Origin of the sequence: Streptomyces sp. NPDC056527 (assembly GCF_042794475.1) — a bacterium.
Lineage (GTDB): Bacteria > Actinomycetota > Actinomycetes > Streptomycetales > Streptomycetaceae > Streptomyces.
Window position 1 is genome coordinate 32,746 of sequence record NZ_JBHTTQ010000054.1, and the last position, 14,492, is coordinate 47,237.

Genomic DNA, 14,492 nt, shown 5'->3' on the forward strand with positions numbered 1-14,492 from the left:
TTCCTCTGTCTGTGCGGATTCGCCCCACCAGTGAAGCACGGCGGACGAAAAGGGCGGCCCGCAGGGCCTCGATGAGGGGTGGCGGCCGGGCGACGGGTGGGCGGTCAATTCAGCGGGAGCAGCATGAAGATGTCGTCGCGGTCGTCGCCCTCGGCCACCCGGATCGCGCCGGGCACCCGGCCGACCTCCTTGTAGCCGCAGGAGCCGTAGAAGCGGTCGACGCCCGTGCCGCCCCGGCAGGTGAGACGTATCGCCTCGATCCCGTCGAAGCCGCGTACCGCGTCCTCGACTGCGGCCATGAGGTCGCGTCCGTACCCCTTGCCCTGGTGGGAGGGGTGGACCATCACCGTGTACAGCCACACCCAGTGCTTCATGAGGCGGTGCGTGTTGTACGCGACGAAGGTGGTGGCGGCGACGGTGCCGTCCTCCTCGTACCCGACGACGAGTCGCATCCGGCCCTCGGCCATCGCACCGAGGTGCCTGACCAGCTCGGGCCTGACCTCGTCGGCGGTGACCGGGGGGACGAAGCCGACGGCGCCGCCCGCGTTGGAGACGTCCGCCCACAGGCGCAGGACGCCGTCGCGCAGCGCGGGGGTCACCGGCGGATCGAGTTCGAACCTCAGGGTCATCGAGCCGTGACCGCCTCAGACCCGCATGGGCTGGGGCGACTCGCGGCGGTCCGCGTCCGGTCCCGGGTACTCACGGATGATCTCGTAGCGGGTGTTGCGCTCCACCGGGCGGAAGCCGGCGTCGCGGATCAGCTCCAGCAGATCGTCGCGGCCCAGCTTGTTCGGCGTGCCGTAGTTGTCGGCGTCGTGCGTGATCTTGTACTCGACGACCGAGCCGTCCATGTCGTCCGCGCCGTGCTGGAGGGCGAGCTGGGCGGTCTGGACGCCGTGCATGACCCAGAAGACCTTGACGTGCGGCACGTTGTCGAAGAGGAGCCGCGAGACGGCGAAGGTCTTGAGGGCCTCCGCGCCGGTGGCCATCGTCGTGCGCGCCTGGAGCTTGTTGCGGACCTTGCCGTCCTGCATGTCGACGAAGTCGTGCTGGTAGCGCAGCGGGATGAAGACCTGGAAGCCGCCGGTCTCGTCCTGGAGCTCGCGCAGTCGCAGCACGTGGTCGACGCGGTGCCGGGGCTCCTCGATGTGCCCGTACAGCATCGTCGAGGGGGTCTTGAGGCCCTTGGAGTGCGCCAGGCGGTGGATCCGGGACCAGTCTTCCCAGTGGGTGCGGTGGTCCACGATGTGCTGGCGGACCTCCCAGTCGAAGATCTCCGCGCCGCCGCCGGTCAGGGACTCCAGGCCGGCCTCGATGAGCTCGTCGAGGATGTCCGAGGCGGACATGCCCGAGATGGTCTCGAAGTGGTGGATCTCGGTGGCGGTGAACGCCTTCAGCGAGACGTTCGGCAGGGCCTTCTTGAGCTCGGAGAGCGAGCGCGGGTAGTAGCGCCAGGGCAGGTTGGGGTGGAGCCCGTTGACGATGTGCAGCTCGGTGAGGTTCTCGTTCTCCATCGCCTTGGCGAGGCGGACGGCCTCCTCGATGCGCATCGTGTACGCGTCCTTCTCGCCCGGCTTGCGCTGGAACGAGCAGTACGCGCAGGACGCGGTGCACACGTTCGTCATGTTGAGGTGACGGTTGACGTTGAAGTGGACGACGTCACCGTTCTTGCGGGTCCGGACCTCGTGGGCCAGGCCGCCGAGCCAGGCCAGGTCGTCGGACTCGTACAGAGCGATGCCGTCCTCGCGGCTCAGCCGCTCTCCGGAACGGACCTTCTGCTCCAGCTCGCGCTTGAGTCCCGCGTCCATGCGGCCGCCTCCCATGTCTGACGATTTCAGGCTCCACCCACCGTACTCTCAGCCTTCCTCGGGGAGATCTCCGACCCGGTTCTCCCACTTGGTGGAGAGCACGATGGTGGTACGGGTGCGGGAGACGCCCTTGGTGCCGGACAGCCGGCGGATCGTCTTCTCCAGTCCGTCGACGTCGTCCACCCGCACCTTGAGCATGTACGAGTCGTCGCCCGCGATGAACCAGCAGTCCTCGATCTCGGCGAGGTCCTTCAGCCGGCGCGCCACGTCCTCGTGGTCGGCGGCGTCGGAGAGGGAGATGCCGATGAGCGCGGTGACGCCCAGGCCGAGCGAGGCGGCGTCGACGGTCGCGCGGTAGCCGGTGATGACGCCGGCCGCCTCCAGACGGTTGATGCGGTCGGTGACGGAGGGGCCGGAGAGCCCGACGAGCCGGCCGAGTTCGGCGTACGAAGCCCTGCCGTTCTCGCGCAGTGCCTGGATGAGCTGCCTGTCCACGGCGTCCATAGGTATGAAGCCTTCCATTGTCCAGCGATACCGCGAGTATAGGTATAGAATCTAAGGCACACAGGGCCGACACCCTGTGAATCTTTCAGTCGATCAAAGACGATCTTTCAGGAGTGGTGTTCACCGTGTACACGATCGAGATGGCCTACGCCCGTATGCGCGAGCTGCAGGACCTGGCCGACCGCTCGCGTGCCCACCAGCCGTCCGCTTCGAAGCGCGCCGAGAAGAAGCGCGCCGCCAAGAAGCGCTAATCACCACGGGAGGCTCCCCCTCGCCCGTCGGCGAGACCCCCACCGAGCTCTCCCTCCCAACGGCGGTACAGCCGGTGCGGCACCCCTGCCGCGTCGAGCACCCGCCCGGCGACGAAGTCCACCAGATCCTGGATGTGCGTCGCCCCCGCGTAGAACGCCGGAGAGGCGGGCAGCACCACGGCGCCCGCCTCGTCCAGCGCCACCAGATGCTTCAGCGTCTGCCCGCTCAGCGGGGTCTCCCGCACCGCGACCACCAACGGTCGCCGCTCCTTGAGCATCACGCTCGCCGCCCGCTGCAGCAGGTCCTTCGAGAGCCCCAGCGCGACACCCGCCACCGAGGCGGTCGACGCGGGCACGATCAGCATCCCCTTCACCGGGTACGAGCCACTGCTCGGCCCCGCCGCCAGGTCCCCAGCGTTCCAGTACCGCACGTCGTCGATGTCGGGAGCGAACGTCCCCGGCTTCCCGTCGGCACCCCGCGCCAGCCACTCCGTCAGGTCCTCGCGCCAGTGCGCGTCCCGGAAGGCGATCCCCGTCTCGTCGAGCAGCGTCAGCCGCGACGCGCGCGAGACGACCAGATCGACGCTCTCCCCCGCTGCGAGCAGCCCCCTCAGGACGGCGGCCGCGTACGGGGTCCCCGACGCCCCGGACACCCCGACGACCCAGGGGCGACGCTGCTGATTCTCTACCGGCTCCACGCCGACGAGCCTATCCGGCGACCCGGAACGAGAACTGTCCTAGGGGTCCCGTACGTTCACCCGAGGCAGAGCACGAAGCGCTTGAGGGGGTAGTCATGACGGATCTCGACACCAGACGGTGGGGTACGGCCGACCGGGCGAAGGCGGCGGTGTGGCTCATGGCGGGATGGATCGCCCTGCTCTGGGTCCTCGAGGCGATCGACTACGCGACCGGGCATGCCCTCGACACGTACGGCATCACCCCGCGCGACCCGGCCGAGCTGGCCCACGTCGTGCCTGCCTCCTTCCTCCACTTCGGCTTCGACCACGTCGCCTCCAACACCGTCCCGCTGATGGTGCTCGGGCTCCTGGCGGCCCTCGGCGGCCTCCGTCGCTTCCTCGGCGTCGTGGCGCTGATCATCGTGGCCGACGGCCTGGGCGTCTGGCTGATCTCCCCGTCGTACACCAACACGGCCGGCGCCTCCGGCCTGGTCTTCGGCCTCTTCGGCTATCTGCTGGTCCGGGGCTTCGTGGACCGCAGGCTGCTGGACGTCGTCGTGGGGCTGCTGGTCGCGGCGGTCTGGGGCGGCTCGATCCTGCTGGGCATATCCCCCACCAACACGACGGTGAGCTGGCAGGGCCACCTCGTGGGCCTGCTCGCGGGTGTGGCGGCGGCGTTCCTCTTCCGCCGCCGTCGGCGCGGAACGGCCGTGGCGGCGGTATGAGCCGGGGGCCGACTCCGTGAGCCGGGCCGGCCGTCCGAGCCGGGGCCGGCTCAGACGGTCAGGCCCCGCACCAGCAGGTCGAGCAGCGTGCACACGAACAGGGCCATCCCGATGAACCCGTTGACGGTGAAGAACGCCCGGTTCAGCCGGGACAGGTCGTGGGGCTTCACGATCGTGTGCTCGTAGCAGAACGCGGCGACCACGATCACCAGCCCGACCCAGAAGAACGTCCCGGCGTCGGTGGCCAGCGCGTACCCGACCAGCAGACCCGTCGTCACGACGGCCGAGCCCCGCGCTCCCCACAGCGCCGCGGGGACGCCGAAGCGGGCCGGAACCGACATCACGCCGTGGGCGCGGTCCGCCTGGACGTCCTGGCAGGCGAAGATCAGGTCGAAGCCGCCGATCCAGACGCCGACCGCGAGCCCGAGGATCACCGCGTCCCAGGACCACTCCCCGGTGACCGCCAGCCAGGCCCCGATGGGCCCTATGGCCTGGGCGAGGCCGAGGATCGCGTGCGGGTAGTTCGTGAACCTCTTGCCGTACGGGTAGACCACCATCGGCACCACGGCGAGCGGCGCGAGCGCCAGGCACAGCGGGTTCAGCAGGGCGGCCGCCCCGAGGAACACGACGACCGCGACCCCGGCGCCCGTCCACGCGGAGCGCACCGACACGGCACCGGTCACCAGCTCGCGCTGGGCGGTGCGGGGGTTACGGGCGTCGATCTCGCGGTCGATGATCCGGTTGCAGGCCATGGCGAAGGTCCGCAGGCCCACCATGCAGATGGTGACGAGGAGCAGCTTCCCCCAGTGGATGTTCCGGTCCAGCTGGAACATCGCGGTCAGCGAGGCGATGTACGCGAACGGCAGCGCGAAGACCGAGTGCTCGATCATCACAAGGCGCAGGAAGGCCTTCGTACGGCCCGGCTGCGCGCCGGGTACGGCCGCGGTGGTCACAGGCCGTACTCCTTCCAGCGGCGGTCCACCAGGGCGGCCGTCGCCGGGTCCGACTCCACCATGTCCGGCCAGCCGCCGTCCCGGGTGTAGCCCTCCTCGGGGAGCTTCTTCGTGGCGTCGATGCCCGCCTTGCCGCCCCAGAACTGCTGGTAGGAGGCGTGGTCGAGGTGGTCGACCGGGCCCTCGACGACCGTGAGGTCGCGGGCGTAGTCCGTGTTGCCGAGCGCCCGCCAGGACACCTCGTGCAGGTCGTGCACGTCGCAGTCCTTGTCCACGATGACGATCAGCTTGGTCAGCGACATCATGTGGGCGCCCCAGATGGCGTGCATGACCTTCTGCGCGTGCTTCGGGTACTTCTTGTCGATCGAGATGATCGCGCAGTTGTGGAAGCCACCCGACTCGGGCAGGTGGTAGTCCACGATGTCCGGCACGATGATCTTGAGGAGCGGCAGGAAGAAACGCTCCGTCGCGCGCCCCAGCGGCCCGTCCTCCGTCGGCGGCCGGCCGACCACGATCGACTGGATCAGCGGACGCTTCCGCATCGTCACGCAGTCGATCTTCAGCGCGGGGAACGGCTCCTGCGGCGTGTAGAAGCCCGTGTGGTCGCCGAAGGGGCCCTCGGGGAGCATCTCGCCCGGCTCGAGCCAGCCCTCGATGACGACCTCGGCCTGCGCCGGCACCTGGAGCGGCACCGTCTTGCAGTCGACCATCTCGATCCGCTTGCCCTGCACGAAGCCGGCGAACAGGTACTCGTCGATGTCGCCGGGCAGCGGCGCCGTCGACGCGTACGTCACCGCGGGCGGGCAGCCGAAGGCGATCGCGACCGGCAGCCGCTCGCCGCGCTCCGCGGCGACCGCGTAGTGGTTGCGGCTGTCCTTGTGGATCTGCCAGTGCATCCCGATGGTGCGCTTGTCGTGGCGCTGCAGCCGGTAGAGCCCGAGGTTACGGACACCCGTCTCCGGGTGCTTGGTGTGCGTCAGACCGAGGTTGAAGAAGGACCCGCCGTCCTTGGGCCAGGTGAAGAGCGCGGGCAGCTTGTCCAGGTCGACGTCGTCGCCGGTGAGGACGACCTCCTGGACGGGAGCGTCCTTCACCTTCTTCGGCGGCACGTGGACCATCGAGCCGAGCTTGCCGAAGGCCTCACGGACGCCGACGAAGCCCTGCGGGAGCTCGGGCTTGAGCAGCCCGCCGATCTTCTCGCTGATCTCGCCGTACGACTTCAGGCCGAGGGCCTTGAGCAGCCGGCGGTCCGTCCCGAAGACGTTCATCGCGAGCGGCATGGCGGAGCCCTTGACGTTCTCGAAGAGGAGCGCCGGGCCTCCCGCCTTGTTCACCCGGTCGACGATCTCCCCGACCTCCAGGTACGGATCGACTTCGGCCTTGATGCGCTTGAGGTCGCCTTCGCGCTCCAGCGCCCTGAGCAGCGAGCGGAGATCGTCGTAAGCCATAGGGGTCAGTATCCGCCACGGGCTACGCTTGGCCTGTCACCGGGGCCGTCGAAACGAGCCCTGCCATTGCTTCCAGGGGGCTGTCCCACATGCTCAGGGCGCTGATGTACATCCTGCCGCTGGCGCTGACGATCTACGCCTTCATCGACTGCCTCAACACCCCCGAGGACGAGGCCAAGCACCTGCCCAAGGTCGTCTGGGTCATCATCATCCTGCTCTTCTGGATCGTCGGCCCGATCGTCTGGTTCGCCGCGGGCAAGATGCGCAAGGCCCCCGCCGGCGGCCGTACGCCGTCCGAATGGCACCGCGACCACCGCCACGAGTGGGTCGCTCCCGACGACAACCCCGACTTCCTGAAGTCCCTCAAGGACGAGAACAAGAAGGACGAGGCCGTCCTCAAGGACTGGGAGGCGGACCTGCGCCGCCGCGAGGAGGAGCTGAAGAAGCGCGAGCAGGGCGACGACGCCAAGGACAGCGACGGCTGATGGAGCTCCGGCTCCTGGTCACCTTCGAGAAGGTCGCCGGCGTCCTCTCCTTCACCCGCGCGGCCGCCGATCTGCGGTACGCCCAGTCCAGCGTGACCAGTCAGATCCGTGCCCTGGAGTCCTCTCTCGGCGTGGAGCTGTTCGAACGGCTCGGCAGCCGCATCCGGCTCACCGAGGCCGGTGAGCGGCTGCTGCCGTACGCCCGTCGGATCATCGAGCTGTCCGAGGAGGCGCGGGCCGCGGTCGTGGAGACCGAGGAGCCGGCCGGGGCGATCGCGGTGGGCACGATGGAGTCGCTGACCTCCTACCGGCTGCCGCCGCTCCTGGAGCTCTTCCACCACCGCTATCCGAAGGTCCGGCTGGCGCTGCGCCCGACCCTCGGCGACGAGACCCGGCAGGCGCTGCGCCAGGGGACGTACGACATCGGCTTCCTGATGGAGCCGGAGACGGAGCACGCCGGCCTGGAGAGCGAGGTCCTGGCCGAGGAGCCGCTGGTGCTGGTGGCCGCGCCGCGGCATCCGCTGGCGGGGCGCACGGATCTGACGGCCGTGGACCTGGCGGCGGCGCAGCTGGTGGGCACGGAGCCGGGATGTCCGTACCGCGACCTGTTCGAGCGAGAGCTGCGGGAGTGGTCTCCGCCGTTCATGGAGTTCGGCACGATCGAGGCGACGAAGCGGGGTGTGGCGGGCGGTCTGGGCATCGCCCTGGTGCCCCGGGTCACCGTCTCCGAGGAGCTGGCGTCCGGGGCACTGGCGGAGCTGGACTGGCGTCCGCCGTTCACGCTCTTCACGCAGATCGCGTGGCGGCGGGGGAAGCGGCTGCCGGCGCATGTGCGGCTGTTCGTGGAGCAGGCGCGGCGGCTGGTGTCCGAGCAGCGAGGGTGACCTTCAGGCTGGCCAGGACGATCAGCGGGACGCCGAGCGCCTGGACGAGGCCGATGTGGTGCCCGTACACCGCCCAGTCGGCGAACATCGCGACGGCGGGGTAGGTGAAGGCGAGCACGGCGATCTTCGCGGTGGGCAGCTTCTGGTAGGCCGCGTACATCAGCACGTACATCAGTCCGGTGTGGACGAGGCCGAGGCCGGCGAGCCAGCCCCAGCCGGCGCCGAGCCGGGAGGCCGCGCCGAAGTCGGCGAAGGGCAGCAGCAGCGGAATGCCGACCAGGACCTGCACGAGGGCGATCAGGTGGGGCCGGACGCCGGTGATCCGCTTGGTGACGATCGTCGACAGCGCGTAGAGCACGGCCGCGGCGAGCGCGAGCCCGAGGCCCTTGAGCGAGGCGGTGTCCCCAGGCCGTATCCCGGACACGAGCACCAGCCCGACGAAGGCCACCGCGAGCCAGCCGAACTTGGCGGCGGTGATCCGCTCCCGGAAGAGCACGGCGCCGAAGACCACCAGGAAGAACGGCTGCGTGTGGTAGACGACGGTGGCGAAGGAGATCGAGGTGGCTTCGTACGCCTCGAAGAGGAAGACCCAGTTGAAGACGATGAACACCCCGCCGAGCGCGGCGAGTCCGAGCTTCCTCGGCGTGAAGCCGTGCCCGGTCAGATAACCGCGGGCGAGGCTGTACGCGCCGAGGGCGGCCGCCCCGAAGAGGCACCGGAAGAACACCACCTCGAAGGGGGACGCCCCGGACTCGACGACGAAGATTCCGAGGGTGCCGGAAAGCACCATGGCGAGGGTCAGTTCGAGGGTTCCCCTGGTCTCGTTTCTCATGTCCGCGACGCTACGGAGAGCGGCGGGAACCGGTCCACGAGCCAGTGGGGCGTCCTGCCGATGGGCCCATCGGACGAGCCGATGGGCCCGCGGAATACCGCCTGGAGGAGCCGGGTTGGACGCAGGGCACCCACGAGACCGGAGCAGACATGAATCCAGACAGCCCCCGTGGCGCGGACCGCTCGTTCCTCTTCGTCCTCGGCAGCTCGCGCCCGGACGGCAACACCGAGGTGCTCGCCCGGGCGGCCGCCGCCCAGCTGCCCGCCGACGTCCCGCAACGCTGGGTGGACCTGAACCGGCTGGCCCTGCCCGACTTCCAGGACGGACGGCACGAGACGGCCTCCTGGCCGGCCGGGGAGAACGAGGAGACGCTGCGGCAGGCCACCCTGGCGGCGACCGACATCGTCATCGCCTCGCCCCTGTACTGGTACAGCCTCTCCGCGCAGACCAAGCGCTACCTCGACTACTGGTCGGGCTGGCTGAACGTGCCCGGCTCGGACTTCAAGCGGCGGATGGCGGGCCGGACGCTCTGGGGAGTGACCGCCATGGCACACGAGGAGCAAGGCGTCGCGGACGGTCTCGCGACCACCCTGAACCACTCGGCGGCCTATCTGCGGATGCGGTTCGGCGGGGTGCTGACCGGGACCGGCTCCCGGCCGGGCCGGGTGCGGGCCGACGAGCAGGCGATGATCCGCGCCAAGACCTTCTTCCAGCGCGAGGCCCCGTTCGCCCGTTTCCCCTACGAGGAGGACTCTCCCGAGGTGTGACGGTCCGGGTCCGACGGGGAAGAGTCACGTTCATGGACCAGGAACAGGCACGCCGGTGGCTCGCCACCGCCGTCGCCGAGGCGCGGGCCGGGCTCGCCGAGGGCGGCATCCCGATCGGGGCCGCCCTCTACGGGGCCGACGGGACGCTGCTGGGGCGCGGGCACAACCGGCGCGTGCAGGACGGGGACCCGTCGACGCATGCGGAGACCGCCGCCTTCCGGGCGGCCGGCCGGCAGCGCTCGTACCGGGGCACGACGATGGTGACCACCCTGTCGCCGTGCTGGTACTGCTCCGGTCTGGTGCGGCAGTTCGGGATCTCGCGGGTCATCGTCGGGGAGGCGGAGACCTTCCACGGCGGGCACGACTGGCTCGCGGAGCACGGCGTCGAGGTCGTGGTGCTCGACGACCCCGAATGCGCCGCACTGATGGGGGAGTTCATCGAGAGGCATCCGGCTCTGTGGAACGAGGACATCGGCGATGAGTGAAGCGCGCCTTCCGACGATCGATCTGACCCGCGATCCGGCCGGGCAGCTGCCCGCCGTCGACCGGGCCCTGCGCGAGGCCGGCTTCCTGCTGGTCACCGGGCACGGAGTCGACCCCGGTCTGCGGGCGGAGATCCGGGCGGTCGCCCGGCGCTTCTTCCACCTCCCGCCGGCCGTCAAGGAGCCGTACGCGGTGCGGGTCGGCGGGCGGGGCTGGCTCGGGCCGGGCGCGGAGGCCAACGCGTACGCGGAGGGCACGGCGACCCCGCCCGATCTGAAGGAGTCGCTCTCCTTCGCGGCGGACGAGCCGACCGGGGACCCGGCCGTGGACGCGGAGTGGTTCCTGCCGAACACCTGGCCCGCCGAGGTGCCCGAGCTGAAGCCGCTGGTGGAGAGGTACCTGGCGCAGATGCAGGCGCTGTCCGACCACATCCTCGACCTGCTCGGCGAGGCGCTCGGGGAGGAGCGGGACTTCTTCACCCGGCACACCGGGCACCCGACGTTCGGCTTCAACATCAACTGGTACCCGGGGCAGGAGCGGACGGGCACGCCGGAGCCTGGCCAGTTCCGGATCGGCCCGCACACCGACTTCGGCACGGTCACCGTCCTGGACCGGGAGGCGGGCAAGGGCGGCCTTCAGGTGTTCACCGACTCCGGCGGCTGGCAGGACGCGCCCTTCGATCCGGCCGCGTTCACCGTCAACATCGGCGATGTGATGGCCGGTTGGACCGGAGGCCGGTGGCGTTCGGGACGCCACCGGGTGCTGCCGCCGCCGGCCGACGAACCCGCCGAGGAGCTGATGTCGCTGGTGTACTTCTACGAGTGCGATCCGGGGACCACGATCCACGGCATCGAGTCACACAGTTACCTGAGGGCCCAGCTCGACGCCATCGCCACGGAGTGACAACAGCTCCACAACAGAGTCGAAAAGGCTGCCGCTTTCCCAACTCTCTGTCGATATCCTGTAGTTGTCTGTGACGGGGGTGGCAGAGCGTGGACAGAGAGCTGTACGGCCGCGAGGCGGTCTTCCAGGATTCCGGACTCGCGGCGCGGCTCGTCGGGCTGACCCCGTACCGCTTCGCCCGCACCGCGTACGAGCACGGCGACGACCCGCCGGTCACCGTCTTCACCGGCGGCCGCGGCATGGGCAAGACGGCGCTGCTCAAACAGGTGCGCAACGCCTACAAGGGAGCCACCCCGCTCGCCCTCCTCGACTGCGCGCACATCGAGCCGCCCGCCGACCACGGGCCCGGCTGGAACGAGCTCACCGGCGCGCTCGCCGAACTCGCCGGCCAGCTCGCCCCGCGCGGATTCGCCAGCGCGCCCGTGGAGTTCCCGCGGCTGTCGCTCGGCCTGGTCGCCGTCGCCTCCACCAGCTGGTCACGGGAGGACGAGGAGCGGGCCCGGCACGATCTGCAGCGGCTCGGCCCGGTCCTCGCGACCGTCGACGCGGCGAAGGGCGCCGGCGCCACCTGGGTCACCAAGGTCCTCAGCAAGCTGGCGGCCAACTTCGCCGAGGCCACCGCGCCGATGGCCGGGCTCCTCGCGGAGGCGACCGTGGAGACCGTTCTGGAGGAGGTCTTCGGCCGCAGTCAGCGCAGGTCGGAGAACTGGTACGGGAGCTACCGCAACGCCGGCGGCCGCGGCAAGATCGGCCTCCAGTACCTCGCCAACGACTTCGAGCAGGGCGGACGGCGCCGCCAGGAGGCCGAGAGCTTCCTCGTCGGCGCGCTCGTGGAGGACCTGAACCGCGCGTTCACCGGTCTGCTGCGGGCCGGTGCCCGCAGCGGCCGGCCCGTCCTCCTCCTCGACAACGCCCATGAGCCGCTCGGCCGTCGCCTGATCGAACCGATCCTGCGGGACCGCGCCGCCGGACGCCGCGACCGGGTCGTCGTCCTCGCCTCGTCCCGGGTCCGCGACCACGAGGGAATGCGCCGCGCGAGCCGGCTGAGACTGCCCGAGACGGCCCGGCTGGCCCCCTGCCCGCGCGGCACGGACGTCACCTCCGGCATCCTCGCCGTCGAACTCACCCCGCTCTCCCCCGCGCACGCCCAATCGGCCTTCGACCGACACGACCCGGCCGGCCGGACCCCCGCCGACCTGGCCAGGGGCGTCCACCGGCTCACCGGCGGCCGCCCGCTGGGAGTGACCCTGCTCGGCCGCACCGCGGGCGAGGCCCCCGCGGAGCTCCGCCCGGCCCTCACCCCGGGCGCGCTGCTCGACCTGAAGGTGGAGCTGCGCGAGGACGCCCCGCCGGTGCCGGTCGCGCCGACGCTCCTCGCGGAGCTGCTGCCGGGGGAGCACCACGGCCGGCTCGCGGTGCTGGCCGCCGCCCACGACGAGACGTCCGCGCGGCTCCTCGCCCACACCCGGCTGCCAGGGGAGTCCCCGGACGGTGACATGGCCCTGGAGGTCCGCGACCGGCTGCGCGCCGAGGGCTGGCCCGAGAGCCCGGAACACTTCGTCGCCGACCCGCTGCTGCGCGCCCTGCTGCTGCACCGGCTGCGGTTCGAGGACGGCGAGGGGTACGCGACCTGGCGGGCCGTCCACGAGACCCTGCACCGGCACTACGACCGGGAGGCCGGGCTCGCGTACCGGCTCCACCACGAACTCGCCCTCGGCCGCACCCAACAGGCCGTGACCCATCTGCGCGTCACGTTCCCCCGCCCGGACGTCGAGCAGTGGCTGGCGCGGCTGCGGTTCATCGCCTCCGCCCCCTACCCGCGCACCCGCGACCGGACGGGCTCCGATCCGCGCCGGGCCGTCGCGCTCGGGCAGCGGCCGCCCGATCTGATGCCGGCCGGACTCGACGCCGACACCACCGAACTCCATCTGCGGCTGAGGCGGTTGCTGCACGCGGTCTGGCTGCTGACCGACCCGCTCGCCCTGCCCGACGGCGAGGTGACCGAGAAGCTGGCGTTCGAGTTGCGCCAGCTCTCCGGTCGCCATCTGACGGGCAACAGACCGCTGTGGGACGCGGCCACCCACTGGCCGACCGACATCCGCGCCTGGCGGGAGCTCTCGCTGTCCCCGGCGCGCGAGGACGGAGTCTGAGGACCATGCTCGCCTGGCTGCGCTTCCACCTCCTGCACACCACCCGTCAGAGGATCACCACGGCGGTGGTGGTCCTCGCCGTGCTCGGCGGGCTGACCGGATACGTCGTCAACCGCGCCACCACCCCGGAGGACCGTTCCTGCGCCCAGGGCGTGGAGCGCCCCGAGGGCAGTACCGAATGCATCGGCGTCAACGGCGACGGATACGACTTCGGCGTCTCGTCGCTGACCGAGGTGGCCGGGCTGATCCGCGAGGAGAACCGCGCCCTGAAGCCGGGCGAGTACGCGACGGTCGCCCTGCTGCTGCCGCTGACCTCGCCGGACGCCGGGATGCAGGTCAAGGTCCTGCACGAGGTGCAGGGTGCCTACGCCCGGCAGTACCGCGCCAATCACGAGTCCAACAGCGAGACCCCTAAGATCCGGCTCGTCCTCGCCAACACCGGTAAGGGCAACGCCCATTGGCGCACGACGGTGGATCGGCTGAAGAACATGACGGGCGGGGAGGACCGGCTGCGGGCGGTCTCCGGGGTGGCCACCTCCTCGACCGAGATACGACAGGCGGTGGCGGCGCTGACCGGCGCGGGCGTCGCCGTCGTCGGCACCACGATCACCGCCGACGACATCGCCAACGGCCCCGGCGCCGGCAACAACCGCTTCCCCGGCCTCGCCCGTGTCTCCCCCACCAACGGCGACGAGGCCAAGGCGCTGGCGCACTTCGGGAAGGTCGACTCGGCGAAGGCGCTGCTGGTGCAGGACACCCGGACCGGCGACCACTACACGGACACGCTGAAGTCGGCGTTCGCGGCCTCGCTCAAGGGCGCGCCGTACGAGCCGCAGCTGTTCACCTCCCCCGCCGACCCGACGGAGGAGGGGACGACGGCGAACACGTTCCGCCAGATCACCCATCTGATCTGCGACACGAACGCGGAGACCGTCTTCTTCGCGGGCCGGCACACCCAGCTGCGGCAGTTCATCAACGCGCTGGGCTCGCGCGGCTGCGCGGACCGGGCGTTCACGATCCTGACCGGCGACGAGGGCTCGTATCTGGGCGCGGACCGCAAGCTCAACCGCGCCGCGCTGAAGGCGAAGCTGACCGTCCGCTACGCCTCGCTGGCGCACCCGGACGCCTGGAAGCCGGCGCCGGGCCGGCCGGTGCCGGGGACGGGTGGTTCGACGGCCGCGTACGACACGTTCCTGACGGACATCGCCCGGGCCTCGAAGGAGCCGGTCGCGCTCGCCGACGGGCAGGCGATCGTCGCGTACGACGCGATGGCGACGGCGGTGCACGCGATCCGCCAGGCGACCCCGCAGGGCGCGCAGTACCCGGAACTCGCGGACGTGGTCACGCAGTGGCCCCAGGTGAAGGGCTCGCTCCGGGTCGACGGCGCGAGCGGCTGGATCTGCCTGGACAACTTCGGCAACCCCTTCAACAAGGCGGTGCCGATCGTGGAACTGGCCCAGGACGGCTCGCAGAGGTTCGTCCAGATCGCCTGGCCCGAGGGCAAGGCACCGACGAAGAACTGCCTTCCCCCGCAAGGCAGTTGATTCGTCCGCGCCCCGACGCCGAGCGGCCGCCGGGTACCGGAGGGCACCCCGCGGCCGCCGGGCGGGATGATACCCCCC

At 70.8% G+C, this 14,492-nt stretch carries 16 protein-coding genes; 9 read left to right on the forward strand and 7 right to left on the reverse strand.

Annotation, left to right across the window (positions count from 1 at the left end; translation table 11 throughout):
- Positions 1-104: 104 nt before the first annotated feature.
- The 3 genes from ACFQ7Q_RS23840 to ACFQ7Q_RS23850 are packed head-to-tail and all read right to left on the reverse strand — an operon-like array spanning position 105 to position 2,312.
- Positions 105-629 (reverse strand): GNAT family N-acetyltransferase, encoded by a 525-nt coding sequence (locus ACFQ7Q_RS23840; protein WP_383558570.1) that lies wholly within the window; start codon positions 627-629, stop codon positions 105-107.
- A gap of 15 nt (positions 630-644) precedes the next feature.
- Complete coding sequence (gene mqnE, locus ACFQ7Q_RS23845; RefSeq protein WP_362367242.1) at positions 645-1,808, reverse strand: aminofutalosine synthase MqnE; 1,164 nt, start codon at positions 1,806-1,808, stop codon at positions 645-647.
- 48 nt (positions 1,809-1,856) lie between these two features.
- Positions 1,857-2,312: an Lrp/AsnC family transcriptional regulator gene (locus ACFQ7Q_RS23850; protein WP_318104107.1), complete on the reverse strand. Its 456-nt coding sequence runs from the start codon at positions 2,310-2,312 to the stop codon at positions 1,857-1,859.
- A 125-nt stretch (positions 2,313-2,437) separates the two neighbouring features.
- Between ACFQ7Q_RS23850 and ACFQ7Q_RS23855 the strand changes: the two genes are divergently transcribed.
- Complete coding sequence (locus tag ACFQ7Q_RS23855; protein WP_383558593.1) at positions 2,438-2,563, forward strand: hypothetical protein; 126 nt, start codon at positions 2,438-2,440, stop codon at positions 2,561-2,563.
- Here the strand turns inward: ACFQ7Q_RS23855 and ACFQ7Q_RS23860 are convergent.
- The gene (locus tag ACFQ7Q_RS23860) at positions 2,560-3,261 is read right to left on the reverse strand and encodes a UbiX family flavin prenyltransferase (protein WP_383558572.1); all 702 of its coding nucleotides are present in this window, start codon (positions 3,259-3,261) and stop codon (positions 2,560-2,562) included. The genes ACFQ7Q_RS23855 and ACFQ7Q_RS23860 overlap by 4 nt on opposite strands.
- A gap of 95 nt (positions 3,262-3,356) precedes the next feature.
- Between ACFQ7Q_RS23860 and ACFQ7Q_RS23865 the strand changes: the two genes are divergently transcribed.
- On the forward strand, positions 3,357-3,965 hold the full coding sequence (locus ACFQ7Q_RS23865) for a rhomboid family intramembrane serine protease (protein ID WP_383558573.1): 609 nt from the start codon (positions 3,357-3,359) through the stop codon (positions 3,963-3,965).
- 50 nt (positions 3,966-4,015) lie between these two features.
- Here ACFQ7Q_RS23865 and mqnP read toward each other — a convergent pair whose 3' ends face one another.
- Complete coding sequence (mqnP, locus tag ACFQ7Q_RS23870; RefSeq protein ID WP_383558575.1) at positions 4,016-4,918, reverse strand: menaquinone biosynthesis prenyltransferase MqnP; 903 nt, start codon at positions 4,916-4,918, stop codon at positions 4,016-4,018.
- Entirely contained in the window at positions 4,915-6,366 is a 1,452-nt protein-coding gene (locus ACFQ7Q_RS23875) for a menaquinone biosynthesis decarboxylase (RefSeq protein WP_383558577.1), read from the reverse strand. Before ACFQ7Q_RS23875 ends, mqnP begins: the two co-directional genes overlap by 4 nt.
- Positions 6,367-6,455: 89 nt before the next feature.
- Between ACFQ7Q_RS23875 and ACFQ7Q_RS23880 the strand changes: the two genes are divergently transcribed.
- Both ACFQ7Q_RS23880 and ACFQ7Q_RS23885 read left to right on the forward strand, forming a co-directional pair.
- Positions 6,456-6,851, forward strand: coding sequence for a PLD nuclease N-terminal domain-containing protein (locus ACFQ7Q_RS23880; RefSeq protein WP_383558578.1), 396 nt, complete (start codon positions 6,456-6,458; stop codon positions 6,849-6,851).
- Positions 6,851-7,735, forward strand: a complete 885-nt coding sequence (locus ACFQ7Q_RS23885) for a LysR family transcriptional regulator (RefSeq protein ID WP_383558580.1) — start codon at positions 6,851-6,853, stop codon at positions 7,733-7,735. The genes ACFQ7Q_RS23880 and ACFQ7Q_RS23885 overlap by 1 nt, the downstream gene beginning before the upstream one ends.
- On the opposite strand, the gene ACFQ7Q_RS23890 is transcribed toward ACFQ7Q_RS23885, so the two are convergent.
- Positions 7,638-8,567 carry a DMT family transporter gene (locus tag ACFQ7Q_RS23890; protein WP_383558581.1) on the reverse strand — a complete coding sequence of 310 codons (930 nt, stop codon included), beginning with the start codon at positions 8,565-8,567 and terminating at the stop codon, positions 7,638-7,640. The genes ACFQ7Q_RS23885 and ACFQ7Q_RS23890 overlap by 98 nt on opposite strands.
- Positions 8,568-8,716: 149 nt before the next feature.
- On the opposite strand from ACFQ7Q_RS23890, the gene ACFQ7Q_RS23895 reads away from it, so the two are divergent.
- The 5 genes from ACFQ7Q_RS23895 to ACFQ7Q_RS23915 all read left to right on the forward strand — a co-directional run bounded on the left by ACFQ7Q_RS23895 (position 8,717) and on the right by ACFQ7Q_RS23915 (position 14,414).
- Positions 8,717-9,334: a flavodoxin family protein gene (locus tag ACFQ7Q_RS23895; protein ID WP_383558582.1), complete on the forward strand. Its 618-nt coding sequence runs from the start codon at positions 8,717-8,719 to the stop codon at positions 9,332-9,334.
- Positions 9,335-9,366: 32 nt separating this feature from the next.
- Positions 9,367-9,819: a nucleoside deaminase gene (locus tag ACFQ7Q_RS23900; protein ID WP_383558584.1), complete on the forward strand. Its 453-nt coding sequence runs from the start codon at positions 9,367-9,369 to the stop codon at positions 9,817-9,819.
- Entirely contained in the window at positions 9,812-10,720 is a 909-nt protein-coding gene (locus ACFQ7Q_RS23905) for an isopenicillin N synthase family dioxygenase (RefSeq protein WP_383558585.1), read from the forward strand. The genes ACFQ7Q_RS23900 and ACFQ7Q_RS23905 overlap by 8 nt, the downstream gene beginning before the upstream one ends.
- Positions 10,721-10,809: 89 nt before the next feature.
- Positions 10,810-12,870, forward strand: coding sequence for a hypothetical protein (locus ACFQ7Q_RS23910; RefSeq protein WP_383558587.1), 2,061 nt, complete (start codon positions 10,810-10,812; stop codon positions 12,868-12,870).
- 5 nt (positions 12,871-12,875) lie between these two features.
- Positions 12,876-14,414: a hypothetical protein gene (locus ACFQ7Q_RS23915; protein WP_383558589.1), complete on the forward strand. Its 1,539-nt coding sequence runs from the start codon at positions 12,876-12,878 to the stop codon at positions 14,412-14,414.
- Positions 14,415-14,492 lie beyond the last annotated feature (78 nt).

Excerpts from the sequence above, each read along its gene's own strand:
- ACFQ7Q_RS23890 (WP_383558581.1), bottom strand. The coding sequence starts at position 8,567 with ATGAGAAACGAGACCAGGGGAACCCTCGAACTGACCCTCGCCATGGTG.
- ACFQ7Q_RS23875 (WP_383558577.1), bottom strand. The coding sequence starts at position 6,366 with ATGGCTTACGACGATCTCCGCTCGCTGCTCAGGGCGCTGGAGCGCGAA.
- ACFQ7Q_RS23850 (WP_318104107.1), bottom strand. The coding sequence starts at position 2,312 with ATGGACGCCGTGGACAGGCAGCTCATCCAGGCACTGCGCGAGAACGGC.
- ACFQ7Q_RS23840 (WP_383558570.1), bottom strand. The coding sequence starts at position 629 with ATGACCCTGAGGTTCGAACTCGATCCGCCGGTGACCCCCGCGCTGCGC.
- ACFQ7Q_RS23895 (WP_383558582.1), top strand. The coding sequence starts at position 8,717 with ATGAATCCAGACAGCCCCCGTGGCGCGGACCGCTCGTTCCTCTTCGTC.
- ACFQ7Q_RS23880 (WP_383558578.1), top strand. The coding sequence starts at position 6,456 with ATGCTCAGGGCGCTGATGTACATCCTGCCGCTGGCGCTGACGATCTAC.
- ACFQ7Q_RS23885 (WP_383558580.1), top strand. The coding sequence starts at position 6,851 with ATGGAGCTCCGGCTCCTGGTCACCTTCGAGAAGGTCGCCGGCGTCCTC.
- ACFQ7Q_RS23900 (WP_383558584.1), top strand. The coding sequence starts at position 9,367 with ATGGACCAGGAACAGGCACGCCGGTGGCTCGCCACCGCCGTCGCCGAG.
- ACFQ7Q_RS23905 (WP_383558585.1), top strand. The coding sequence starts at position 9,812 with ATGAGTGAAGCGCGCCTTCCGACGATCGATCTGACCCGCGATCCGGCC.
- ACFQ7Q_RS23865 (WP_383558573.1), top strand. The coding sequence starts at position 3,357 with ATGACGGATCTCGACACCAGACGGTGGGGTACGGCCGACCGGGCGAAG.
- ACFQ7Q_RS23915 (WP_383558589.1), top strand. The coding sequence starts at position 12,876 with ATGCTCGCCTGGCTGCGCTTCCACCTCCTGCACACCACCCGTCAGAGG.
- mqnE (WP_362367242.1), bottom strand. The coding sequence starts at position 1,808 with ATGGACGCGGGACTCAAGCGCGAGCTGGAGCAGAAGGTCCGTTCCGGA.